25 protein-coding genes are annotated in these 24,134 nt (G+C 43.3%); 8 read left to right on the forward strand and 17 right to left on the reverse strand.

Going from position 1 to position 24,134, the window contains the following annotated elements; genetic code table 11:
• Window positions 1–25 precede the first annotated feature (25 nt).
• Both miaA and MOB98_RS06090 read right to left on the reverse strand, forming a co-directional pair.
• A complete protein-coding gene (gene miaA / locus MOB98_RS06085) occupies window positions 26–970 on the reverse strand; it encodes a tRNA (adenosine(37)-N6)-dimethylallyltransferase MiaA (protein ID WP_268360822.1) in 945 nt (314 codons plus the stop codon).
• Window positions 971–1,069: 99 nt separating this feature from the next.
• Window positions 1,070–1,483, reverse strand: a complete 414-nt coding sequence (locus MOB98_RS06090; RefSeq protein WP_268360820.1) for a YmaF family protein — start codon at window positions 1,481–1,483, stop codon at window positions 1,070–1,072.
• An 89-nt stretch (window positions 1,484–1,572) separates the two neighbouring features.
• Here MOB98_RS06090 and MOB98_RS06095 point away from each other — a divergent pair, with 89 nt between their 5' ends.
• From MOB98_RS06095 to ebrB, 3 genes are all read left to right on the forward strand, one after another.
• Window positions 1,573–1,818, forward strand: a complete 246-nt coding sequence (locus MOB98_RS06095) for a hypothetical protein (RefSeq protein ID WP_268360819.1) — start codon at window positions 1,573–1,575, stop codon at window positions 1,816–1,818.
• Window positions 1,819–1,958: 140 nt separating this feature from the next.
• Complete coding sequence (gene ebrA / locus MOB98_RS06100) at window positions 1,959–2,276, forward strand: multidrug efflux SMR transporter subunit EbrA (protein WP_268360818.1); 318 nt, start codon at window positions 1,959–1,961, stop codon at window positions 2,274–2,276.
• Between the two features lie 12 nt (window positions 2,277–2,288).
• Window positions 2,289–2,642, forward strand: coding sequence for a multidrug efflux SMR transporter subunit EbrB (gene ebrB, locus MOB98_RS06105; RefSeq protein ID WP_268360816.1), 354 nt, complete (start codon window positions 2,289–2,291; stop codon window positions 2,640–2,642).
• Between the two features lie 12 nt (window positions 2,643–2,654).
• On the opposite strand, the gene MOB98_RS06110 is transcribed toward ebrB, so the two are convergent.
• From MOB98_RS06110 to MOB98_RS06120, 3 genes are all read right to left on the reverse strand, one after another.
• Window positions 2,655–3,107, reverse strand: a complete 453-nt coding sequence (locus MOB98_RS06110) for an OsmC family protein (RefSeq protein WP_268360815.1) — start codon at window positions 3,105–3,107, stop codon at window positions 2,655–2,657.
• 74 nt (window positions 3,108–3,181) lie between these two features.
• Window positions 3,182–3,889 (reverse strand): poly-gamma-glutamate hydrolase family protein, encoded by a 708-nt coding sequence (locus MOB98_RS06115; protein WP_268360813.1) that lies wholly within the window; start codon window positions 3,887–3,889, stop codon window positions 3,182–3,184.
• 285 nt (window positions 3,890–4,174) lie between these two features.
• Window positions 4,175–4,408 carry a hypothetical protein gene (locus MOB98_RS06120; protein ID WP_268360811.1) on the reverse strand — a complete coding sequence of 78 codons (234 nt, stop codon included), beginning with the start codon at window positions 4,406–4,408 and terminating at the stop codon, window positions 4,175–4,177.
• Window positions 4,409–4,630: 222 nt separating this feature from the next.
• Between MOB98_RS06120 and aprX the strand changes: the two genes are divergently transcribed.
• The 3 genes from aprX to MOB98_RS06135 all read left to right on the forward strand — a co-directional run bounded on the left by aprX (window position 4,631) and on the right by MOB98_RS06135 (window position 7,331).
• A complete protein-coding gene (gene aprX, locus MOB98_RS06125; RefSeq protein WP_268360810.1) occupies window positions 4,631–5,959 on the forward strand; it encodes a serine protease AprX in 1,329 nt (442 codons plus the stop codon).
• A gap of 112 nt (window positions 5,960–6,071) precedes the next feature.
• Window positions 6,072–6,896: an MBL fold metallo-hydrolase gene (locus MOB98_RS06130; RefSeq protein ID WP_268360809.1), complete on the forward strand. Its 825-nt coding sequence runs from the start codon at window positions 6,072–6,074 to the stop codon at window positions 6,894–6,896.
• 78 nt (window positions 6,897–6,974) lie between these two features.
• Window positions 6,975–7,331 carry a hypothetical protein gene (locus MOB98_RS06135; protein ID WP_268360808.1) on the forward strand — a complete coding sequence of 119 codons (357 nt, stop codon included), beginning with the start codon at window positions 6,975–6,977 and terminating at the stop codon, window positions 7,329–7,331.
• A gap of 73 nt (window positions 7,332–7,404) precedes the next feature.
• On the opposite strand, the gene MOB98_RS06140 is transcribed toward MOB98_RS06135, so the two are convergent.
• Complete coding sequence (locus tag MOB98_RS06140) at window positions 7,405–8,037, reverse strand: TetR/AcrR family transcriptional regulator (protein ID WP_268360806.1); 633 nt, start codon at window positions 8,035–8,037, stop codon at window positions 7,405–7,407.
• A gap of 120 nt (window positions 8,038–8,157) precedes the next feature.
• Here MOB98_RS06140 and MOB98_RS06145 point away from each other — a divergent pair, with 120 nt between their 5' ends.
• The gene (locus MOB98_RS06145; protein ID WP_268360804.1) at window positions 8,158–8,715 is read left to right on the forward strand and encodes a hypothetical protein; all 558 of its coding nucleotides are present in this window, start codon (window positions 8,158–8,160) and stop codon (window positions 8,713–8,715) included.
• Between the two features lie 172 nt (window positions 8,716–8,887).
• A complete protein-coding gene (locus MOB98_RS06150) occupies window positions 8,888–9,343 on the forward strand; it encodes a regulatory YrvL family protein (RefSeq protein WP_268367299.1) in 456 nt (151 codons plus the stop codon).
• Between the two features lie 409 nt (window positions 9,344–9,752).
• On the opposite strand, the gene mutL is transcribed toward MOB98_RS06150, so the two are convergent.
• From mutL to MOB98_RS06205, 11 genes are all read right to left on the reverse strand, one after another.
• The gene (mutL, locus tag MOB98_RS06155) at window positions 9,753–11,639 is read right to left on the reverse strand and encodes a DNA mismatch repair endonuclease MutL (RefSeq protein ID WP_268358401.1); all 1,887 of its coding nucleotides are present in this window, start codon (window positions 11,637–11,639) and stop codon (window positions 9,753–9,755) included.
• A 15-nt stretch (window positions 11,640–11,654) separates the two neighbouring features.
• The gene (gene mutS / locus MOB98_RS06160; RefSeq protein WP_268367300.1) at window positions 11,655–14,231 is read right to left on the reverse strand and encodes a DNA mismatch repair protein MutS; all 2,577 of its coding nucleotides are present in this window, start codon (window positions 14,229–14,231) and stop codon (window positions 11,655–11,657) included.
• A 132-nt stretch (window positions 14,232–14,363) separates the two neighbouring features.
• Entirely contained in the window at window positions 14,364–14,909 is a 546-nt protein-coding gene (cotE, locus tag MOB98_RS06165; RefSeq protein ID WP_003231833.1) for an outer spore coat protein CotE, read from the reverse strand.
• Between the two features lie 260 nt (window positions 14,910–15,169).
• Window positions 15,170–15,601 carry a regulatory iron-sulfur-containing complex subunit RicA gene (gene ricA, locus MOB98_RS06170; RefSeq protein ID WP_268358403.1) on the reverse strand — a complete coding sequence of 144 codons (432 nt, stop codon included), beginning with the start codon at window positions 15,599–15,601 and terminating at the stop codon, window positions 15,170–15,172.
• A gap of 1 nt (window position 15,602) precedes the next feature.
• The gene (miaB, locus tag MOB98_RS06175; RefSeq protein ID WP_268358404.1) at window positions 15,603–17,132 is read right to left on the reverse strand and encodes a tRNA (N6-isopentenyl adenosine(37)-C2)-methylthiotransferase MiaB; all 1,530 of its coding nucleotides are present in this window, start codon (window positions 17,130–17,132) and stop codon (window positions 15,603–15,605) included.
• Window positions 17,133–17,278: 146 nt separating this feature from the next.
• The gene (locus tag MOB98_RS06180) at window positions 17,279–18,457 is read right to left on the reverse strand and encodes a glycine C-acetyltransferase (RefSeq protein ID WP_268358405.1); all 1,179 of its coding nucleotides are present in this window, start codon (window positions 18,455–18,457) and stop codon (window positions 17,279–17,281) included.
• Window positions 18,458–18,470: 13 nt separating this feature from the next.
• Window positions 18,471–19,514 (reverse strand): L-threonine 3-dehydrogenase, encoded by a 1,044-nt coding sequence (tdh, locus tag MOB98_RS06185; RefSeq protein ID WP_268358406.1) that lies wholly within the window; start codon window positions 19,512–19,514, stop codon window positions 18,471–18,473.
• 266 nt (window positions 19,515–19,780) lie between these two features.
• Window positions 19,781–20,041 (reverse strand): stage V sporulation protein SpoVS, encoded by a 261-nt coding sequence (spoVS, locus tag MOB98_RS06190; RefSeq protein WP_003154135.1) that lies wholly within the window; start codon window positions 20,039–20,041, stop codon window positions 19,781–19,783.
• Window positions 20,042–20,240: 199 nt separating this feature from the next.
• Window positions 20,241–21,035: a 2',3'-cyclic-nucleotide 2'-phosphodiesterase gene (gene ymdB, locus MOB98_RS06195; RefSeq protein ID WP_268358407.1), complete on the reverse strand. Its 795-nt coding sequence runs from the start codon at window positions 21,033–21,035 to the stop codon at window positions 20,241–20,243.
• A gap of 70 nt (window positions 21,036–21,105) precedes the next feature.
• Entirely contained in the window at window positions 21,106–22,668 is a 1,563-nt protein-coding gene (gene rny / locus MOB98_RS06200) for a ribonuclease Y (protein WP_003221010.1), read from the reverse strand.
• Window positions 22,669–22,943: 275 nt separating this feature from the next.
• The gene (locus MOB98_RS06205; protein WP_268358411.1) at window positions 22,944–24,119 is read right to left on the reverse strand and encodes a serine hydrolase domain-containing protein; all 1,176 of its coding nucleotides are present in this window, start codon (window positions 24,117–24,119) and stop codon (window positions 22,944–22,946) included.
• Window positions 24,120–24,134: the final 15 nt, after the last annotated feature.

Genomic DNA, 24,134 nt, shown 5'->3' on the forward strand with positions numbered 1-24,134 from the left:
GATTCTCTATATCATACAGTTTCGATTAAAGTTCGAGTTTTCCTGCTATATGTGTGAAAATTTCCTTTTTTTTCAGCTCCATATCAACAGGCGGTGTCATATCGAACCAGGAAACCTGCATTTTGTTGCGAAACCACGTCAGCTGGCGTTTAGCATACCGCCTTGAGTTCTGCTTGAGTTGATCGACGGCATCTGAAAGTGTCACAAAACCGTCAAAGTATGCATAAAGCTCTTTGTAGCCTATCGCCTGTATCGATTGACAGTCTCTCACGTTCATGTCGTAGAGGCGCTTCACTTCCGGAAGAAGACCTGCCTCCATCATCATATCAACCCGCTGATTAATTCTAGCGTAAAGCGTGTCTCGATCCATTGTCAGCCCGATTATCACTGCATTGTACAGGAGCTCTCGTTTTTGCTCCTTTAAATGCTGAGACATCGTTTTTCCGGACGTATGTAAAATCTCCAGGGCACGAATGACTCTTCTAGTATTATTTGGATGAATAGCGGCTGCTGCCTCAGGATCTGCCTCAGCAAGTTTGGCATGAAGAAAGTCAGCGCCTTCCCGCTCCGCAGCCATCTGCATGCTCTGTCGAAACGCGGGATCGTTCGCTTCTTCCGTAAATGTATAATCGTACAGCACAGATTGTATATAAAGCCCTGTGCCGCCGACAATCATCGGGAGCTTTCCTCTATTTGCAATCTCGCTGATTTTGTTTCTCACTAAGCCTTGGTAATCGGCGGTGGAGAAGGAATCTTGGGGATCTAAAATGTCAATCAAATGATGAGGCACTCCCTCCATCTCCTGTTCGGTGATTTTAGCTGTTCCAATATCCATCCCTTTATAAACCTGCATCGAATCTCCGCTGATAATTTCTGCGTGTAAGGACTTAGCTAACTGAATACTTAAATTGGTTTTCCCCACTGCCGTCGGTCCGACTAAAATGACAACGGGCTGCTTCGTATTATTCAATATGTATCACTCTCTTTTATAAATCTCCTCCCATTATAGCATTCATCATGTACAACCACCTATCCATTTTGCCCTTTTTTTGCCCCGGTAAACATCCCGCTACCAGCCGAGCGGCTCATTGCCGACGATTTCTCTCGTCTTTCCTTTCAGGGCATGGCGGTGCGTTTTTCTTCCGTCATCTCTCGGGTCGTACACAACGCCTCCGTACCGGATCTCAATCGGCTCATTATAGGCCAGATACGTCGTTTCTTCGATTTCATGATAATGCGTGCCGTCTGCCAGGGGTATCGCAGGGCCCGAGATTCCGTAATACCGATGGAAATGACCGTTTTCAAAAGACGTAATCCCAGTAAAGTAGTGTGTATGCTGATCGGTATTAGATCCATTAGCCGGCTGAGTAAATCCTTCAATGAGGTGATAATGTCCCTGTTCTCTTGTCGTTTTGACGTGGTATGCATGAGCGTGAGGCGGCGCTTTTGACCAGTCAGACGGATACAGGCCCAATGTGCTCACATCCCTTCTTTTTCATCAGACGCCCAATCAAATCTGGGTAGGCTGAATACACTGCATCATCTACAATTTATTACAGGGGGAAAGAAAAAATGAACGAGGTAGAACATTTCACTGCTGAAGATACAAGGATAATTGGAAGACCCTTTGGGTTTGGGAGACCGTTTGGAAGACCTGGATTTGGCTACGGGTTTGGATTTGGGCGTCCATTCGGATTTTACGGGGGACCTTTTTTCGGCGGCCTTGTCGGCGGGCTTGTAGGAAGCGCTTTATTTAATCCTTATTTTTATGGCGGATATCCCTTTTATCCGTATCCTCCATTCCCTTATTACTATTAAACACAACAGATCCCTTAAAAAAGGGGTCTTTTTTCTGTCACTGAAAATGAATCTCTTGACTCATACTTAGGCATACACTAATATTTTTCTAGCTGAGATTTTTATGATCTAAAACGATATTGAAGTGAGGAGAATTTACGATGTTGACAGGATACATATTCCTCACGATTGCCATATGCTCGGAATCGTTAGGAGCGGCCATGCTGAAAGTGTCTGACGGCTTCAAAAAGTGGAAGCCAAGCGCCTTGGTCGTGATTGGCTATTCCCTCGCTTTTTATATGCTGTCGCTCACCTTAAACCATATCCCCCTAAGCCTCTCATATGCGACGTGGAGCGGTGTGGGCACGGTGCTGACGTCAGTGATCGGAGTGAAATGGTTCAAGGAAGAACTGAACGTGAAAGGACTGATCGGAATCCTTTTATTAATTTCAGGGGTTGTATTACTTAACTGGCAATAAGGAGTGAGGATGATGAAAGGATTTCTTTATTTAGGTCTTGCCATTGTATTCGAGGTGTTCGGCAGCACGATGCTGAAGCTTTCAGAGGGATTTACACAAGCCTGGCCCATTATCGGGGTTATTGCCGGGTTTCTATCGGCTTTTACCTTTCTAAGTTTTTCTCTGAAGACCGTTGACTTATCAAGCGCGTATGCGACATGGTCAGGCGTTGGAACAGCGCTCACAGCCATTGTCGGGTTTTTGTTTTTTGGCGAAACCATCAGTTTAAAAGGAGTATTCGGCCTTACACTTGTCATCGCAGGCGTCGTCGTATTAAATCAGTCGAAAGCTCCTGCTAAAGAAAAAAAACAGACGGCCTGTGAGTGACCGTCTGTTTTTTTATTCACCAGCCCTCTTTACAGAAGCTTCAAGGTGCAGCTCGACATTTCCTTGAACTGCGCGTGAAATCATGCATGACGACTCCGCCTTTTCACAAAGCTTGTGCGCCAATGTAACGTCTTCTTGTGAAGCATCACGTTTGAGCACGACGTAAGGACGGTGAATGATCTTTTTGTATGTAAAGACTCCTTTTGTGACGTCGACAATACCTTCTGACTCCATCTGCAAGTCTTCTTTTTCCAGCCCGCTTCTTTCCATCATCGCAGCCAGTGTAATAATATAACAAGTCGCTGCCGCTCCGAGAAGCATTTCATCTGGGTTGGTCCCCTCTCCCGGTCCGTCCATTTCTTTAGGAATCGAAATAGATGTGATGAGGTTTCCGCTTTCAATCGTACCGACGTCATTGCGGTTACCCGGCCAGTTCGCTTTTAAGTAAAAATGATGATCCGCCATCGTATGTTTTCCCTCCTTTTTTGACCTTATTTCAGTCTACTGATCTTTGCTTCTTTTGTCTTCTGATCTGCTTGTTACGAATACTCTTTTTCAAGGACACTTTTGATCGCACGGACATAAGCATAAAATTCACTGTTCTTTGTATATTTTCTATTCTTATAATAAAAATCATCGAAAAATGCTTCTCTCTGCTCGCGGCTGATTTCCAGCTGGATACTCAGCCCCGTTTCCCCTTGGTTGTTAATGTTTTCGGCGTTCAATCCAGCAAGACCGCTTTTAGATGACGCTAGCTCAGCGGAAAACCCCCTTCTCTTGAGGGCTTTTACGATCATTTTCGCCCGCTTTCGATCTGTGCCACCAACAAGTGTATTCTTGTTCTCCCCTTTATATCCGTGGAAAGCCACCACATATTGATGCTCTTTGATCTTTTTTTCAGCTAATGGCTCATCAAAGTTGGTGCTTGTAATGTGCAGCGTTTGGTTATCGTGTGACTTCAGCCCTTCAAACAGGTATGTAGAGTATTCATTATTGAAATACCGCACAAGCTCGCTTACTCCGCCTTCAATTCTTCCGCCGTGCGGAGACATAATTAACACTTTGCTTCCTTTTTTCTCATTATAGGAAATATCATAATCGGCTGGGCTCTCATTTTCTGCCAAGCTGCTGAAATTTGAATATGTATCTGGCTGATTAGATGGTTCAGGTTCTAATGAGTAATGAACATATCTCAGAAATAAGACAATGGCTAAGACTAATATGACATTTAGTATAAATCTTCTCATGTTTAACTCCTTTCATAAGAATGGCACAGTTCATTATATGAGGTTTAGCCAATAGGTTTTATCTTACCATTGTATACGCTAGATCATCAGTGAAAAAGTTCCCGGTTTCAAAAAATCAATTGATTGTCACGGTTAATAGCGGTTCATTTCAAATATGAGTGAAAAAAGATTGAGAGGAAAGACAAAAAAGGTAGGAACAACCTCACTTGGTAATTAAATGTATAGAGGTTTAAGGAGGATTTTGCCAATTAACAGACCGCCCGGTATGCTGAGACGGACAGCCTGTTAACGGCCTGCAAAATAGATGCTTTGCTTATTTGTTCTCACAAAATCACAGGAGAGGATAGAATCTAACAAAAACGTTCTAATCTGTTGTTTCGAAAAACAAAAAGCTTTGATTTGCGTTTTGCTTTTGTGTCTTACAATAATCGTTCTTTTACTGATCGTTCCGTCTTTCTTCATATATATTATGCTGATTGGCATTTGGCTTTCCAAAGACCGATGTAAGAAGAAATTCATACAGCTGCGCTCCCCTTGCGTTTCATATGACAACATTATAATACGAACAAGCGTTCCTTTTCAATCCCCAATGATTGCCACGACGTATGAACCTTTCGTATCTGATTCGAAAGGTTCATAAAAACCAACTCTTGTCAGCTTCTTATAAAGGACAAACAAACTTACCAAAGCTAGCATCTGTTCATAGAGTATACAGAGAACCTTATAATAGGAGGAAAATACATGTTTGGGTACTCTATGGTACAAATGGTGAGAGCAAATGCTCATAAGCTAGATTGGCCGTTACGCGAAAGCGTCTTGCAGCTTTACAAGCCCTTCAAATGGACTCCTTGCTTCTTGCATCAGTTTTTCGAAACCAAATTGAAAAACAGAAAAAAAATGTCGGTCATTATTGAATTTGAGGAAGGCTGTCACGAGACCGGCTTCCAAATGGCTGGAGAGGTGCTACAAAAAGAAAAACGCAGCAAGCTAAAAAGCCGTTTTAACAAAATCTATTGCTGCAGCGCCGAGGTGACCCCTTCAGCGTTACATTCGCTTCTTTCTGAATGCAGTGATATCCGAAAAGTGTATTTAAACCGCGAAGTCAAAGCGCTACTGGACACTGCAAACGAAGCAAGCCATGCGAAGGAAGTTGTCAGAAATGGGCAGACCCTGACAGGAAAAGGCGTGACCGTCGCTGTTGTCGATACAGGAATCTACCCGCATCCTGATTTAGAAGGCAGGATTGTCGGCTTTGCGGACATGGTCAATCAGAAAACAGAGCCGTATGATGATAATGGCCATGGCACACACTGTGCAGGTGATGTCGCAAGCAGCGGGGCATCCTCTTCCGGCCAATACCGCGGGCCTGCACCGGAAGCCAATCTAATCGGTGTGAAGGTTTTAAACAAGCAAGGTTCAGGAACGTTAGCAGATATTATTGAAGGTGTAGAGTGGTGTATTCAATACAATGAGGACAACCCGAATGAACCAATTGATATTATCAGCATGTCACTCGGAGGCGATGCGCTTCGATATGATAATGAACAGGAAGACCCATTAGTCAGAGCTGTTGAAGAAGCGTGGAACGCGGGGATTGTCGTCTGTGTCGCTGCCGGAAACTCAGGGCCTGATCCACAAACCATTGCAAGCCCGGGCGTGAGCGAAAAGGTGATTACAGTAGGTGCCCTTGACGATAACAATACCGCAAGCAGCGATGATGATACGGTCGCTTCCTTCTCAAGCCGCGGGCCGACAGTATACGGAAAAGAAAAGCCCGATATTTTAGCGCCGGGTGTTAATATTATTTCCCTTCGCTCTCCGAATTCTTATATTGATAAGCTTCAAAAATCAAGCCGTGTAGGATCTCAGTACTTTACAATGTCAGGAACATCGATGGCAACACCGATCTGTGCAGGAATTGCGGCTTTAATCCTTCAGCAAAATCCTGACCTTACACCTGATGAAGTGAAAGAGCTGTTGAAAAATGGCACAGATAAATGGAAAGATGAAGATCCAAATGTTTACGGAGCGGGCGCTGTAAACGCAGAAAATTCCGTTCCCGGCCAATAGACAGCACCATAAAAGCCGGCAATTCTCGCTCAGCAGACTTGCCGGTTTTGTGTTTTGAATTTTCATAATCATGAGATAAAATAAGAGAAAATAGGTGAAGGAAGTGGGAAAAATGCCATATTATATCTGCAACACATGCGGTGTACAACATGCGCAAACTGTAAATCCACCTAGCTCATGCCTGATTTGCGACGAAGAAAGGCAGTATATTCATCCGGATGGACAGTCATGGACAACCCTTGAAGACCTGCGTGAGAAAGCAAACCTTCAAAACACCCTCAAAAAGGAAGAAGAACATCTTTATAGCATCAAAACTGAACCAGAGTTTGCGATCGGACAGACAGCATTTCTTATCCGGCATGAGGGCTTCAACGTGCTATGGGATTGTATTTCATACCTTGACCAAAAGACAATGAACCAAATTAACGAATTAGGCGGTATTCAAGCCATCGCTTTGTCTCATCCACATTATTACTCTGCTCAGGTTGAGTGGGCTGAAGCGTTTCAGGCCCCGATCTATATTCATAAGGATGATAAAGAATGGGTGGCAAGGCCAAGCAATCACATTCATTTCTGGTCAGGTGAAACTCTCAAGATAAAGCCGGGACTGGACCTCTACCGTCTGGGCGGACATTTTAAAGGCGGGGCAGTTCTCTATTGGAGCAAGGGCAACGAAGGAAAAGGCTGTCTTTTGACGGGAGATATTATTACGGTTGCGGCGGATCAGAACTGGGTCAGCTTTATGTACAGCTATCCAAATCTCATTCCCCTTCCCGCTTCCAAAGTTGAAGAAATAGCAGCCAAAGTGAAACCGCTTCAATTCAACCGGCTTTATAATGCTTTTTCTAAAGTTGTCAGAGAAAACGCCGGTGAAGCAGTCCAGCGTTCCGCTGAACGTTATATCAAGGCTCTGAACAGCGAATTGTTTCATACATAAAGGGTGAAGCGCTCTCTCCCGTGTAAAACATGAAGCAATTGGGAATAGTATCGTGTAGATCAAAAGGAGGGAATATTGATGGCAAACACGAATACACAGCTTTCTCAATGGCTTGAATCCAAAGTCGGCCAGACCCTTGATATTAGAAAAGGTGAATTGACCCACGATGAAGAGGTTTCAGATTTGGATCAGATTGTTCTTCACCTACAAAAAGTGGGTATACGCAGCACGAATCATCCTGATGACTATGTGGCCAAAGAAGAACTTGTTTTAGAAGGCGCAGGAACAACTTATACTGAGGATGGGAACGTACCGCTTCCGCAAAATGCCTATGAGATTCCTTTATTAGGTGATATTCATATTCACCAGGAAAACGAAGGGTTGAAGGTTGTAACGGACCGGGCAGTATATACAATTGATGTCCAGCACAGCTGACAGTCACTTTACGTAAATAAGATTACTTAGCGCCTTTGAGCTTTTTATTCAAAGGCGCTGCTTCAAAGAACATTTACAATATAGGCCCTTTAGAATGTATCGTGTTTTGACATTCTAAACTTTCCATACAAAATGATTCTACATGTTGCATTATGACACGTTTGATCCGGTCTTTATTCACTCGTACAGGGTCAAGCAGCGCATGTAAAGCCAAGCCGTCAATAAGGGCGTAAAGTCTCTCAGCTTCAATGTCTTTATCAACATTCTGCTTCAGTAAATTGAATTCATCTAAATAGTCAACCAGATTCCGCATTCCGCTGTAAATCCCATCATGATTCGGATCAAACATATCCTTCTTATGTCGGGCGTAAACCGTAAAAGCAAACCACACCTCCATCTCTCTAATGGTTTCTTCATTTGTTGGCACAATTTCAAGCAAAATCTGCAGCACTTTTTCCTTAGGGGGCAAATCCCTCACTGTAATGTCCTCAATACGGGCCATCACCTTTTCTTGAACAAGTTTCATAGCAAAAACAAGCAGCTCATCCTGAGTAGAAAAATAATGGCGCAGCGCCCCTAAAGACAATCCTGCTTCCTTTGCAATGTTTCTGGCTGATGCCCCCTCCATCCCCCGTTCTAAAATCACGCGCCACGTCGCTTCTGCAATTTGTTTTCTTCTTTTCTCATGGTCAATTTGTTTTGGCATAGCTTTATTGTAACAAGAAAAAAATGAGAGAGCAATTTTTATAATACAGTTGTGTTATAAAAATGAAGATGGTAAAATGTTGTTTAAATAATACAACTGTATTGAAAAGAGGGGAATAGATTGAACGGTATCGCATGGATGATTGTCTTCTGTGAAATTGCGTTTTGGGTCGTGATTGTTTTAGGGCTTGCTGTACGCTACCTATTCAAACAACGTACATTAGGATTGTTATTCTTGACCTTAACCCCAGTTATCGATTTAATCTTATTAGCAGCAACTGCTGCGGACCTTTACCGCGGAGCCTCAGCGACTGCTGCCCATGGTATTGCGGCTGTTTACATTGGTATATCGATCGCTTATGGAAAGCAAATGATTCAATGGGCGGATGAAAGATTTCAATATTATGTGACAAAACAAGGAGCCAAACCGCTGAAGCGTTATGGAATGGATTATGCCAAGCACTATGCAAAAAGCTGGATAAGACACGTGCTGGCCTACCTTATTGGTGCGGGATTGTTAGCAGGAATGATCTACTTCATCAATGATTCTGCCCGAACCGAGGCATTAAGCGGCATTCTTAAAACATGGACAGTCATTTTAGGTATTGATTTTCTCTTTACCGCCAGCTATTTTATCTGGCCGAAAAAAGAAAAAGCCTCAGAGAATCTCAGGAGTTAATATGAAAAAGAAAGTCCTTTTCGCTAGAAAAGGGCTTTTTAAGTTTTTGTCAAAATATGTTATACTGTTTTCCGGTGATTTAATGGGATCTCGACTCTTACTGTTTTCATTAAAATAGCTTAGGAGATTCATATTACAATGGGTAAGTAAGCATGTGAAGGGAGCGTCGTGCTTGAGCCAAAAACAACAGAACGAGAAGTTTAAAGAGATAAAGCTGAGCTCGAAATTATTCGAACTTGTATCCATCATTCTTATCGTTGTCATTGCACTAGCGGTGATCTTCGGCTGCTATTTCTTCGGAATGAAAGGGTTATTCTCTATACTGGGCATCACATACGATTCCAATCAAACATTAGTTTTATTTATTTTAGTCTGTTTTGCTGCAGGCTTGATCATAGACCCACTCACAATGATTGTCTCTATAATTCTGGCAAAATCACTTTCATTGGAAAAGACTGCACTTTTTGCTTTTATCCTGTACTTTATCAGCAATTTCATAACGATTTGTTTTGCGGATTACTTTATGCAGTCTCTATATATTCCAGATGTCTTGCTTTTTGTGATATCAGCATTGATGGCTTTAATTGAACTTGCATTTGATGACCAGCCTAATAGGAGAGCAGCTTAAAATTGCAGCCTATGATTATGTAAGCTTTTTTGCATTTATATCATTGTCATCGTCTAATTTGGCCGAGTTTGACATTACTAGTTATAAAGCGAAAAAAACCTTCTATAATCAAAAATAAAACTCCCTGTTCACTCGAACAGGAAGCAAAACACAATGATTTAATAATTTAAATTCTGCATTCTAAAATTATTCTTACATTCGGATCATCAAGTTCATCTAAAAAGATAATTACCTTTGGACCACCTGCCATGTTTCCACCCCCCTATCCAAAATATACATCAATTCCATTTACCTGTAAATGACAATTTTGTTATACAGAGGGATATTCTTTATGACTCCAAATCAGTACAAAAAAGCATTGAACCATTCAAAAAATGGATCAATGCTTAATTATCATCTTACTCCCCCGCTACATCACGCGTTTGAACATCTTTTCCATCTCATAAGTGGAGTGGTGAATGATGATCGGACGGCCGTGCGGGCATGTAAATGGGTCTGATGTGCTTCGGAGGTCGTCCAAAAGCGCTTTGATTTCGTCATTTCTGAGGTGGCGGTTTGCTTTGATGGAGCCCTTGCAGCTCATCATAATCGCCGCTTCCTCGCGCAGTTTTTTAATATCAATATGTTTGGAGTCGAGCACCTGCTGAATGATTTCTTCTATCAGCTCGGCTTCTTCTCCCTTTGGAAACCAGGCTGGGTGGCAGCGGACGATGTAGCTGTTGGAGCCGAAGGACTCTAAAAAGACTCCGACGCTTTCGAGCTCTTGTTTGTGCTGTTCAATAATCAGCGCCTCGTTCGTAGAATAGTGGAACGTCAGCGGCACGATCATATCCTGCACCTCAGGCTCAACCTCTCCTACCTTTTCGCGGAAATATTCGTACTTAATACGCTCTTGCGCAGCATGCTGGTCAATAATATATAAGCCGTTTTCATTTTGTGCCAGTATATAAGTCCCATGCATCTGTCCGATCGGGTACATAATCGGAACGCGCTCAGATGTTGGCTCCGGCTGTTGCTCATGGTATTCTTCCTGCTCAAATGTTTCAGGCTGTTCTTCTGATACATCAGGCACCTTATTGCTTTGTTCCCGTTCAACGATAGGAGGCGCTGCAAATTGAAGAGGAGGCAACTCTTCCTCCACATCAATTGATTCTTTTACCACTGAACTAAGCTTCATTGGTGAATAAGATGTCGCAACCGTTTTTTCCGGAACTTTTTCTTCAGCAGGCTTTTCATCAAAGGTCATAAACTGCTGCTCATTTTTGAGGGCAGGTGCTGATTTTTTCGGGAGCTGGGCATTTGGAATCAGCTGCTGCTGTTTAAATACATCTTTAATTCCGTCACGAATTAAGTCATGAAGCTCTGTTTCCTTGCTGAGACGGACCTCAAGCTTTGACGGATGCACGTTGACATCGACTAAAATCGGGTCCATCGTAATTTCTATAAAAGTAATTGGATGGCGCCCGATCGGCAGAAGCGTATGATATCCTTCATGAACCGCTTTAACGAGCGGAAAATTTTTAATGTAACGGCCATTGACCACAGACGACATATAGTTTCTCGATGCCCGTGTAATCTCTGGCAGGGCGATATATCCCTTTACTTCAAAATCCAAAGAACTCACATGCAGCGGAAGCATTTTTTTGGCGACAGCCGTGCCGTAAATCGCTGCCAGCACATGGCGAACATCACCGTTTCCGTTCGTTTGAAGCAGGTTTTTCCCATGATGGCGCAGGCGGATGGAAACTTCCGGATGAGCCAGCGCAATCCGGTTGACTACATCCGTAATGTTCCCAAGCTCTGTGTGAACGGTTTTCATATACTTCAAGCGGGCAGGTGTATTAAAAAACAGATTGGACACGACAATTTCAGTTCCCTTTCTGCTTGACGAACGTGATTCGGAAATGATGTTTCCTCCTTGGAGGACGAGCTTCGTCCCTGCTCCTTCACCGGTGCTTGTCGTAATCTCAAGATGAGAGACGGACGCAATACTCGGCAGTGCTTCTCCCCTAAAACCAAGTGTTCTCACCCTGAACAAATCATTTTCATCTTTTATTTTACTCGTGGCGTGGCGGCGGAAAGCACGCTTGCAATCTTCTTTTTCCATTCCTTCGCCGTTATCTAATACCCGAATGGAGGCAAGCCCTGCTTCCTCAATATCGATTTCAATGACTGTGCTGTCAGCGTCAATCGCATTTTCCACCAATTCTTTGACGACTGAGGCGGGGCGCTCCACAACCTCGCCGGCAGCAATTTTATTTGAAAGCTCATCTGACAGCTGGATGACTTTTGCCACATTCATCACCCCGTTTTAATGTAATTTCTTTTGCAGCTTGTACATTTCATTCATCGCTTCAAGCGGTGTCATATCCAATATATTAAGTGATTTGAATGCATCGAGCACTTGCTTTTCTTTTTTGGAAAGCTTCGGTGCTTCAGCCGGCTTTTCCGCTTCCTCAAAAAAGGACAGCTGGGCCGGCTCTTCTTTGACCTGAGGCTTCTGCACCGGCACTTCCGGTTTGTTTCCTGAATGCTCAAGCTCTTTTAAAATATCTTGAGCGCGCGAAATGAGATCTTCCGGGAGCTCGGCAAGCTGGGCTACATGGATACCGTAGCTTTTGTCAGCAGCCCCTTCTTTAATTTGATGAAGAAAGACAACCGTTCCATTATATTCCTCAGCCCGAACATGAACGTTTTTCAACTGCGGCAGCTTGTCCTCAAGAACGGTCAGCTCATGATAGTGCGTGCTGAACAGCGTCTTGGCGCCGATATGATCGTGAACGTATTCGATAATCGCCTGTGCCAGCGCCATACCGTCATAAGTGGACGTTCCCCGGCCGATTTCATCAAACAGAATAAGGCTGTTTTTCGTCGCATTGACAATCGCATTTTTGGCTTCTAGCATTTCCACCATAAATGTACTTTGGCCGGAAATCAAATCATCTGCAGCGCCAATTCGCGTGAAAATTTGATCAAAAATCGGAAGCACCGCTTTCTTCGCGGGTACAAAGCAGCCGATTTGCGCCATGATGGAAATGAGCGCGATTTGTCTCATATATGTGCTTTTCCCTGACATGTTCGGACCGGTAATGAGAAGCATTTGTCTGTTATCGCCCATCATACAATTGTTAGGGACATATTCCTGGCTGTCCATGACTTTTTCAACGACTGGGTGTCTGCCTTCAATCACTTCAACTTCATCTTTAGAGAACTCAGGTTTCGTATAGTGGCGATTTTCACTGATTGTCGCAAAGCATTGCAGAGCATCAAGCTCGCTCATCTGTTTGGCAAGCTGCTGCAGACGCGGAATGTACAGTTTTACTTTCTCACGCAGCTCAGTGAACAGCTCGTATTCCAGCTCGCAGATGTTATTTTCCGCTTCTAAAATAAGCGCTTCTTTTTCCTTTAATTCAGGTGTAATGTAGCGCTCTGCATTTGTTAACGTCTGCTTTCGCTCATAGCGACCTTCCTCAAGCAAATGCAAATTCGCTTTTGTCACTTCAATATAATAACCGAAAACTTTATTGAAGCCGACCTTTAAAGAGCGAATACCTGTGTATTCCCGCTCCTGCTGTTCCAGGCGGGCAATCCAGTCCTTTCCGTTTCTGCTTGCATCACGGTATTCATCAAGCTTTTGATTGTATCCGTCTTTAATCAGGTTCCCTTCTTTTAACGATAAAGGAGGGTTTTCGTACAGCGCTTCTTCCAGCAATTCAAGCACATCTCCGCAAGGATCAATGCGCTCCGCACGTTCCTTGGCCTTGTCATGGGCCAGTGACGCAACCAGCTGTTTAATGCCGGGCACTTGTTTTAACGATTCCTTCAGCTGAATTAAATCCCGTGCATTGACGTTTCCGAATGCAACACGTCCTGCAAGGCGTTCCAAGTCATATACTTCTTTTAAACGTTCACGCAAATCTTCCCGTTCAAAGAAATGGGACATCAGTGTTTCCACCATTTCTTGGCGCTCTTCTATTTGATTGACTCTGATAAGCGGCCGGTCAATCCACTGTTTAAGCAACCGGCCTCCCATTGCAGTTTTCGTTTCATCCAGCAGCCACAAAAGGGAGCCTTTTTTATTTTTCGAACGGATCGTTTCAGTCAGCTCCAGATTTCGCTTTGAGTACAAGTCAATTTTCATCGCTTCCTCAAGCTCATACACCTGCACGGGCTGAAGATGATCAAGGCTGCGCTTTTGGGTCCTTTTCAGGTACGTATATAGGCGCAAAAATGTTTTTGTTATATCCTCATTATTTAAGTGCTCAATGATCGTTACGTGTTCGTTTGTTTCTCCGTCTTCAATTGAGATCGTTGCACCGCACCGCTCTTTCAGCAGTGCGACCGTATCGGCATCCATACTTCCGGAAACCACGATTTCCCGTGCGCCGACTGAATAAATTTCTGATATGACGTCTTCAATCCGTTCAATCAAGACAGCCAAATTTTCTCCCGTTGTTAAATCAGACAGCGCCAGCCCAAACCCGTTCGAACAGGCGGAAACAGAGGCGATAAAGTTGTTTTCTGATTCATGGATGCCTTTGCCGTCCATTACAGTTCCGGGCGTAATAAGCTGGACCACTTCCCGTTTCACAACGCCCTTTGCAGATTTCGGATCTTCGGTCTGTTCACAGATCGCGACTTTGTACCCTTTTTTAATAAGCTGCTCAATATACGCAGAAGCAGAATGATACGGCACACCGCACATCGGTATTTTTTCAGCCGCGCCGCCGTCTCTGCTCGTTAATGTAATTTCCAGCTCTTGTGACGCTTTTTTGGCGTCCTCAAAAAACATTTCGTAAAAATCACCAAGGCGAAAAAATAAAAAGGCATCTTGGTGCTCTGCCTTTATTTTTAAATATTGCTGTATCATAGGCGTATAACCGGCCATTGTTTAATCCCTCACTATGTATCAACGTTTCTATTTTCCAGCCTTCATTATAACATAAACAAAAAGTGTTAAAAGAATGATATATCAATATAAAAAAGAGACTTGGGGGTACTGTCTCCCCTAGTCCCTTGTTTATTCTTCAGGATCTCCCACTAAAAACTCAGGATTGATGTCTTCCAGCTCTTCATCAAGCTCATCTTCCCAATCTTCTTCGTCATCCTCTTCCCAGTCTGGATTAACCTCAACAACAACCTTTGTTTCTCCTACCACTTCCGCCAAAAACTCCCTTTCTGCCTGAACAACAATTTTATTTCCATTCGGTGAAATGGTCACTTCAAGACAGTTAGGCTGCTGAAGGACTTTCGCAATCACTTCATGCTCATCATCTAAGTAATTGTTGTCTCTGTATCTGAGTTTAATGACATCTACGTATTTCACCCGCTCTGTGACAACCTCTGTTTTTGTGTTGTCCGCGTAAGAGTACCATACGTTTATATCATAATACCCTTCAATTTCTACTGTTTTCCCGATTTTTTCAGCGTCATACTTGTGGTTGATAATCCAACCACCCAAAATGCTGCTCGGTTTTTTCTCAGGGGAGATGGTATTGGTGCATTGGGTGAATTTTCTGCCTTTCGCTACTACCGCCTTCGTAATAATTTCCCTGTATTCAGACATTCCGGCATGCCTCCTTGTTCTTCTTCGTGTTATCTTATGCTGGGCATTTGTCTAGTGTGCATTTTTATAAATAAAATATAAAAATACAAAGTTTCTGTTCCATTGTATGCAGGCGCGCCTAGAAACTTTACTTATAAGTGCGATAAAGTTTCTTCGCGGGCGAGATCAGAAAAGCACACCGAACATTTAGTACATAGTTTTTTTAGTTCAATTATATTCAGCATGAATATAAAAAAACACGGGCCTGAAAGGCACCGTGTTTAGAGAGAACAGCTGTTATTTGAATGCTTCACCTTCGAACCGGTTTCCCCTTTTAGAAGGTCGCCTCCGGTTGATGTGATGATTTCATTTGTGACTTGGTTGGAAATGGTGTGTGCAACGAGCTGCAGAAGGTCATTTACCTCCATCTGCGAATCTCTGAATTCCTGTATGACAGGAATCTCTTCAAGCTCTTCTTGCAGCGCGTCAATTTTTGCTTCTACTTGCTTGAGCGCTTCATGCTTTTCGTAATGCTTCAGATTGACAGCCTGCTTTTGCAAGGCTTTGATCTGATTAATGATTGCAGACACTTTGTCATTCTCATTGATTTGTGCTTCAGCCCGTTTGAAAAAATCAACCTCCTCTGTTTCAGAGATCATTTTTGCAAGGTTTCGCGCCTGCTGCACAATGTCTTTTTTTGAGTAGAGCGTCATCTTATTTCACCTCGATTGCTTCTCCTACCATTTCTCCGTCAAGCGACCATGTTTTCGCTTGCTGGATTTTCACGCGGACGATTTTGCCGATTGCTTCCTTCGGCCCTTTGAAATTGACAAGTTTACTTTTTTCAGTGTAGCCGGCAAGAATATCAGGATTATTTTTGCTTTCACCCTCAACTAATACTTCGACAACCTTGCCTTCGTATTCCTTCATTTTTTTAGCAGAAATATCATTCACCAGTGCGTTCAGACGCTGCAGACGTTCTTTTTTCACACGCATTGGTACATTATCTTTCATTTTGGCAGCCGGAGTGCCTTCACGCGGAGAGTAGATGAACGTATAGGCGCTGTCAAACTCCACTTCACGGTATAGAGAAAGCGTTTCTTCAAACTGTTCGTCCGTTTCGTTCGGGAATCCGACGATAATGTCTGTTGTCAGAGATGCGTTCGGCATTGCTGCCTTAATTTTTCGCACGAGTTCCATGTAACGCTCTCTGTCATATTTACGGGCCATCAGCTTCAGAACCTCTGAGCTTCCTGATTGAACCGGCAGATGAATGTGATCAAGCAGGTTGCCGCCTTTTGCGAGCACTTCAATGAGGCGGTCGTCGAAATCACGCGGATGACTCGTTGTAAAACGGATTCTCGGAATATCGATTTTTCTCAGTTCATCCATCAAATCACCGAGGCCGTATGTCATATCTTCAAAGTCTTTTCCGTACGCGTTTACGTTTTGGCCTAATAAAGTAATTTCCTTATAGCCTTCGCTTGCAAGCCTTCTCACTTCCTGAATGATCTCTTCAGGGCGTCGGCTTCTTTCTTTTCCGCGTGTGTAAGGCACGATGCAATACGTACAGAATTTGTCACAGCCGTACATGATATTGACCCAGCCCTTAATTTTTCCGTTCCGGACTTTCGGAAGGTTTTCAATAACGTCCCCTTCCTTGGACCAAACTTCTACGACCATTTCTTTTGAAAGGTATGCTTCTGACAAAAGCTCCGGCAGGCGGTGGATGTTATGCGTTCCGAAAATCATATCGACAAACGGATGTTTTTTCAAAATCCGGTTCACAACTGATTCCTCTTGGGACATACAGCCGCACACCCCTAAAATCAGGTCGGGATTGTTTTTTTTCAGCGCTTTTAAGTGCCCCAGCTCACCAAATACCTTGTTCTCGGCATTCTCACGGATCGCGCATGTGTTTAATAAAATGACATTGGCATCGTCAACAGAGTTCGTCGCTTCGTAACCGAGCGCCATAAAGATCCCTGCCATAACCTCTGTATCGTGTTCATTCATTTGGCAGCCGTACGTACGGATATAGAACTTTCTTCCGTCTCCCAGCCCCTTAAACTCTTCAGAAATTTTAAAGTCATTATGATAAGTAACGGCTTCCTTGCCTCGTTTTTTCGCATCTTTTAAGGAAGGCGGAATGTAAACAGCTTCAAAGTACTTGCTGTAATCCTTCTCGGATTTTTTGTCCGATGGATTAACTTGTCCGCTCTCTAATTTTTGTTTTTCATTCATGTCATGATTTCTCCTTTCAAACCAAACTTCCACCCTCCAGTATAAAGGTTCTTGAAGCTCTGCACAACTGGCAACCTATCATTGTACACTCATTGAGAATAATAATCAATAAGGAATCAAAAGAGGAAGAGCATTCTCTCTTCCTCTTACAATAGCTGGAGCTCTTTAGCCGTCTTTTTGATGGCGTCAAGCGCCTCATTCAATTCTTCTTTGGTATGCTCAGCAGTTATAATCGTGCGAATTCTGGCTTTTCCTTTTGCTACAGTCGGGAAAACGATGCTTTGGGCAAAAACGCCGCGTGAAAGGAGCTGATCAGAAAATTGCTTTGCAACGCCTTCATCACCTATTAAAATCGGAAGAATCGGTGTTTCACTCTGCGTGAGAGTCAGACCCATTTTCACAATCATTGATTTAAAATAGGACGTATTTTCCCACAAGCGCTCCATATGCTCTGGCTCTTCCAGCAAGACATCAATTGCTTCCATACAAGCTGCAGTGACAGCCGGCGGATGGGACGTGCTGAATAAAAACGGACGGCCTTTATGGCGCAAATAATCGATCAGCACCTTTGAACCGGCAGCATAGCCGCCGAGCACTCCGATTGCCTTGCTTAGCGTTCCTACTTGAATATGGACTCTGCCGTCCAGACCGAAGTGATTCACTGTTCCCCTGCCGTTTTCGCCAAGCACTCCTGATGCATGGGCATCATCTACCATCACAAATGCGTCATATTTCTCAGCGAGCTCTACAATATCAGGCAAAGGGGCTATGTTGCCATCCATGGAAAATACACCGTCTGTCACAATCAGACGCATCCGATAATTCATTGATTTTCTCAGCACCCTCTCTAAATCACTCATATCGACGTGCTGATACACCTTTTTATCTGCCTTTGTCAGTCTGATTCCGTCAATAATAGAGGCATGATTCAACTCATCTGAGATGACAATATCTTCGTTTGAGAGAATACTTGAAAGTACGCCTTGGTTTGTTGTGAAGCCTGATTGGAATACAAGTGCCGCCTCTGTTTTTTTAAAGGCCGCCAGCTTTTTCTCAAGCTCTTGATGCATTGTAAATGTGCCGGCAATCGTTCTCACTGATCCAGTGCCGGCTCCAAATTGCTGAACAGCCTCCTGCGCGGCTTTGATGAGTCTTGGGTGTGAAGTAAATCCGAGGTAATTATTAGAAGAAAGCTGAATGGCGTTTTTATGATTCACTGTAACAGATGGGCCCTGCATTGATTCAAGCTGTTTTATATCCTGCCAAGTATGGTTTTCTTTCATTCTATCAAGCTCTGCTTTTAAAAACTCAAATTCCTTCGTCATGTTTATCCCCCTTTTATGGAATTAAAATTACTTTTCCGCATTGGCCGCTTCTCATCAGTTCGAATCCTTTCTCAAACTCCTCTAACGGAAACTGATGGGTAATCACAGGTGAAAGGTCGAGTACGTTTGACCCGAGCAATTGAGACACCTGCCGCCATGTGGAAAACATTTTTCTTCCTGTGATTCCTTGGATCGTAAGTCCTTTAAATACTACTTTATTCGTCAAATCAATTGTCACCGGATGTTCCGGCAAGCTGAGAATGTGAAATCTTCCGCCATTCGCAGCCATCGCAAGACCTTGGGCAATCGCCGAGGGATGGCCTGACATCTCACAAACGAGATCTGCTCCTTCCCCATTCGTTAAAGCGCTTACAATTTTAAGCGGATCTTCTTTTTCAATCGAAACAGTACGTGCAGCTCCCAGTTGTTTGGCAAGCGCCAGCCTGTATTCATTTTTATCTATCGCTATCACCTGAGAAGCACCTGCTGCTTTTGCAACCGCAACAGCCATAAGTCCAATCGGTCCGCAACCAATGACCGCAGTGGTTCCTCCTGCCTGCTGGCTTTCAAGCACTGTATGAACCGCATTTCCTAAAGGCTCTTGAATGGAAGCAATCGACGGATCCATATCAGCGGGGTTCTTCCAAACGTTATTAGCAGGAACTTTTACATACTCCGCAAAACAGCCAGCCGTGTCCACCCCAATAATAGCTGTATTGGTACAAACATGAGATTTTCCGGTTACGCAAGGAACACATTCACCGCAGACTATATGCGTTTCCGCAGACACATACTCTCCCACTTTTACACTGCCCACATTCTCTCCTACTGCTTCAACAATGCCGCTGAACTCATGGCCAAAAACATAGGGTGTTTTGATTCTCTGTCGTGCCCATTGATCCCAATTGTAAATGTGCACATCCGTGCCGCATATGGAAGCAGCTTTCACTTTTATGAGGACTTCATGTTTATCAATCTTAGGAATGGGAACTTCAGTCAGCACAGCACCGAACGTCCCGTCCTTTTTCATAAGAGCTTTCATCTTTCCACTCTGCATGTACAATCCTCCTTGAAAAATTCTTGTTACATTCGGATTGTACCATGATATGGAATAAGCGTAAACAGCACTGTCTTTCTGAGGAATACAAAAGTATCCGTCTTGAAAAATGGGCGTAAATTTTTTTCTGAAACGTTCCGGATCATTTCTGACTTTTGTATTTCCGCGATTTATATGCTGAAAATACTATAGGAAGAAAATATCACGATAAATGAAAAACAACCTGTTTGCCCTAGGCAAACAGGTTGAGAATGCTTTATTTGTTTTTAGCGAGGCTCCACGATTAATTTAATCGCTGTTCTTTCTTCCCCATCGATCTGAATATCTGTAAAAGCCGGAATACAAATCAAATCAACGCCGCTAGGCGCCACAAATCCTCTGGCAATCGCCACAGCTTTTACAGCTTGGTTTAATGCACCCGCTCCAATCGCTTGAATCTCGGCGGCTCCTCGCTCTCTTAACACACCTGCAAGCGCACCTGCCACTGAATTTGGACTCGATTTTGCTGAAACTTTTAAGATTTCCATTTCTGCTCCCCCTTAGTTTTACAATGGATAAGTGAGTGTTCATTAGAACAATCATTATTAGATGTTGCTATCCAAAAAGCCATCCCCACAATGCTTTTCAAAAATAGCGGGCTACCTTCCATTTTTACTATATTCACTAAGGAGTTGCTATATTCCTGCTTTTCTTTTTAATATTTTTATAAAATAACCATATGTTCAATTATTCAAAGAACATGTGATCATCATTGATTAGAATACGTTCAATTTTGACAGCCTTTTTCGTTTGATCGTCAATGTCAATGACGACTCCGCTCAGTGTTGTTTTTCCTTCAGCGACAGTAAAACGGACTGGAAGATTCGTTTTGAATCGCTTAATAATCGTTTCTCTGTCCATCCCGAGTATACCATCATACGGTCCAGTCATTCCTACATCAGTAATATATGCTGTACCCTTCGGCAAAATACGGTTATCCGCTGTTTGCACGTGTGTATGAGTTCCAACAACAGCTGATGCACGTCCGTCCGTATACCAGCCAAGTGCGAGCTTTTCACTTGTCGCTTCGGCATGGAAGTCAATAAAGATGTACGGTGTTCTTTTCGCAGCTTCAGCAATCAATTCATCCGCTTTTAAAAACGGATCATCAAGCGGCGGCAAAAACGTGCGGCCTTGTAAATTAATGACGGCAAGCTCTTTGCCGTTTGCTTTCACATAGGTCATCCCTTTTCCCGGCGTTCCCTCCGGAAAGTTTGCAGGGCGAACCAAGTTGGGAACGTCATCTATAAAATCGAAAATTTCTTTTTTGTCCCATGTATGGTTCCCCATCGTGATGGCATCTGCGCCGGCCTGGATTAAGCTGTGATAGATTTTTTCAGTCAGGCCTTTCCCATGTGCGGCATTTTCACCATTAATAATGGTAAAGTGTGGCTTATATTTTGTTTTTAGCTTTGGTACATATTCTCTTACCATGTCGCGGCCCGGTGAACCAACAACATCTCCGATAAATAAAATTCTCATTTTGTAAATCCCTTCTATCTTAAAAATTCCTTGGCCGTCAAAAAAATAAAGTGATGCTTAGCGCATCACTTTATTTTGCATACTCTACGGCTCGAGTTTCTCTGATTACTGTCACTTTAATATGACCTGGATAATCGAGCTCGTCCTCAATTCGCTTACGGATATCTCGCGCCAGTCGATGAGCTTCAAGATCATTAATTGAATCCGGCTTCACCATAATACGCACTTCACGTCCAGCCTGAATGGCAAATGATTTTTCAACACCTTCGTAGGACTCAGAAATTTCTTCGAGCTTTTCAAGTCTTCGAATATAGTTCTCGAGCGTCTCGCTTCTTGCGCCAGGTCTTGCAGCTGAAAGCGCATCTGCTGCAGCTACCAGCACAGCGATAATGGAAGTCGGCTCTTCATCCCCGTGGTGTGATGCAATACTGTTAATCACGACTGGGTGCTCTTTATATTTGGTTGCAAGCTCTACCCCGATTTCAACGTGGCTTCCTTCTACTTCATGGTCAATTGCTTTCCCGATGTCGTGAAGAAGTCCCGCACGTTTAGCAAGCTTTGCGTCTTCCCCAAGCTCCGATGCCATTAAACCGGCCAAGAATGCGACTTCCATAGAATGTTTAAGCACATTTTGACCGTAGCTTGTACGGAACTTTAAGCGGCCGAGGATCTTGATGAGATCTGGGTGGAGGCCGTGAACGCCAACCTCAAATGTCGTTTGCTCACCCATCTCACGAATATAGTCATCGACCTCGCGGCGAGATTTTTCAACCATTTCTTCAATCCGTGCCGGATGAATACGGCCATCCTGAACGAGTTTATCAAGAGCAATCCTTGCTGTCTCACGTCTGATCGGATCAAATCCGGAAAGAATGACAGCTTCAGGCGTATCATCAATAATCAGGTCAATTCCTGTCAGCGTTTCAAGCGTACGAATGTTACGCCCTTCCCGTCCGATGATACGTCCTTTCATCTCATCATTTGGAAGATTGACAACTGATACCGTTGTTTCGGCAACGTGGTCCGCTGCGCAGCGTTGTAAGGCGAGTGAAAGAATGTTTTTCGCTTTCTTATCCGCTTCTTCTTTCGCACGGTTTTCAGTTTCTTTTGTCATGATGGCGATGTCATGTGAAAGCTCGTTTTCAACCCGCTCAAGAATGATTTGTTTTGCTTCATCACGAGTCAGACTCGAAATCCGTTCCAACTCTGACTGCTGCATACGAATCATCTCATCCACTTTGCTTTCCATCTCTTCAATATGTTGTTGTCGTTCATTCAGAGAATGATCTTTCTTCTCCAACATCGCTTCCCGTTTATCAATTCCCTCATGTTTACGATCAAGGTTTTCCTCCTTCTGGAGTAAACGGTTTTCTTGTTTTTGAAGCTCATTTCGTCTTTCACGAACTTCCTGTTCAGCATCTATTCGAAGTTTGTGGATTTCATCCTTTGCTTCAAGCAGAGCTTCTTTTTTCAGTGCTTCAGCATCACGCTTTGCATCTTCAAGAATTTGCTCGGCTGCACCGCGTGCGCCCGCAATTTTTGCTTCGGCAATGGTTTTACGAACAAAGTAGCCAACAACTAAACCGAGTAGAATCAGCAAAATGGAGATGAGAACCATCATAATTGGGGTCATACTTTCACCTCCTCTTGCTATGAACTTGGTTGTTGCTTAAATAAGTGTCGGCATGTACATTGTCTAGTTTTCTCAACATACAGAACCTTCACAGGGAATGAGTATTTTCATCGCCCTTGTCAAGTTTAAAATGGTTTAACAATCATGTTAAAAAAACAAATGTTACAACTTCATTGTAAATGTGTCGGAAATACTTGTCAAGCTTGCCATCTTAACGTTTGCATACAACCGCCTTTTAACGTACTGTATGCAATCCTTCCAAAAGCAGATCAGATTTATTCTTGATTCAGCAGCTGATATATTTTATTGTTCACTTGGCCCAGTTTAGCGTTATTTTGAATGTTTGACAACAAAACAACAATGGTTTGCCCAGATTTGCTAAAGCTGTTCAAGACGTTGAAGCCCGGCATGACACCATGGTTTGAATAGCTACCGGGAGCAACATAAAATCCCATACCGTATGTGGAACTGCTCCCTGGGGTAAACATCTTTTCATAGCTTTTTTGCGAATACAGTTTTCCATCTATCAGCGCTTGGTCAAATTTGTACATATCTATAGCGCTCATATAAATATCACCGGCTCCATACAGCTGAGATAGATCAGGTATATACGGTGTAACCGTTCTGCTGCCTTTCAGCTTATACCCGACAGCAGGATAAGGTTCTTTTTCATATGTTTTGTAAAAGCCTGCATGCTTCATTCCCGCCGGTTTAAAAATATGATTCGTTATGTATTGTTCATAGGACTCACCGCTTACTTCAGCCACAATATAAGCAAGAACAGAATAGTTGGAATCCTTGTAGTCCCATACGCCCGGCTGGCGATTAATTCCCTGACGTTCTATGTCTTTTATTAAATCGTCCGGAGTGATTGCGCCGTTTCCTTCAATATGTCCGTTTATTCCCGATGTATGTGTAAGCAGATTTTTCAAAGTAATCGTTTGTCCGTTAGGGAAATGAGGTAAATACGCGCTTACCGGATCACTTGTCTGAAGTTTTCCCTTTTCCTCAAGCTGCAAAATAGCGGTTGCAATCAGCGCTTTTTGTGACGAACCGACATAAAAAGATGTCAACGGATTATTTTGAATTTTTTGTTTACGGTCTGCATAACCAAAACCTTTATTTATTACGATTTCGCCATTTCTGACAATCATGGCTGTTCCGCTGAAACCGATCTCCTTTAAATAATTGCTGATTTTTTGGTTGCGGTCCACTGTTTTGATTTGTTCCTTTGATTTTTTGGCGATTTTCTTTTTGACTTCTTTTTTCTGGCTGGTATCTGAAGCTGCTGCAGTTTCTTGAGATGGCTCGTTCTCTTCACTATTTCGATGAAGCACATTCCACATCGTAAAGCAAATCATCGCTGCTAAAAAACCAAGCAGAAGTTTGCCCCTCTTATTTAGTTTTCTCCGTCTGCGTTTCGCAGTTCTTCTGCGGGTTGGGCTTGTCATTCATTTTTTCCTCCC

This window comes from Bacillus sp. N13C7 (assembly GCF_026790065.1).
Classification (GTDB): Bacteria; Bacillota; Bacilli; order Bacillales; family Bacillaceae; genus Bacillus.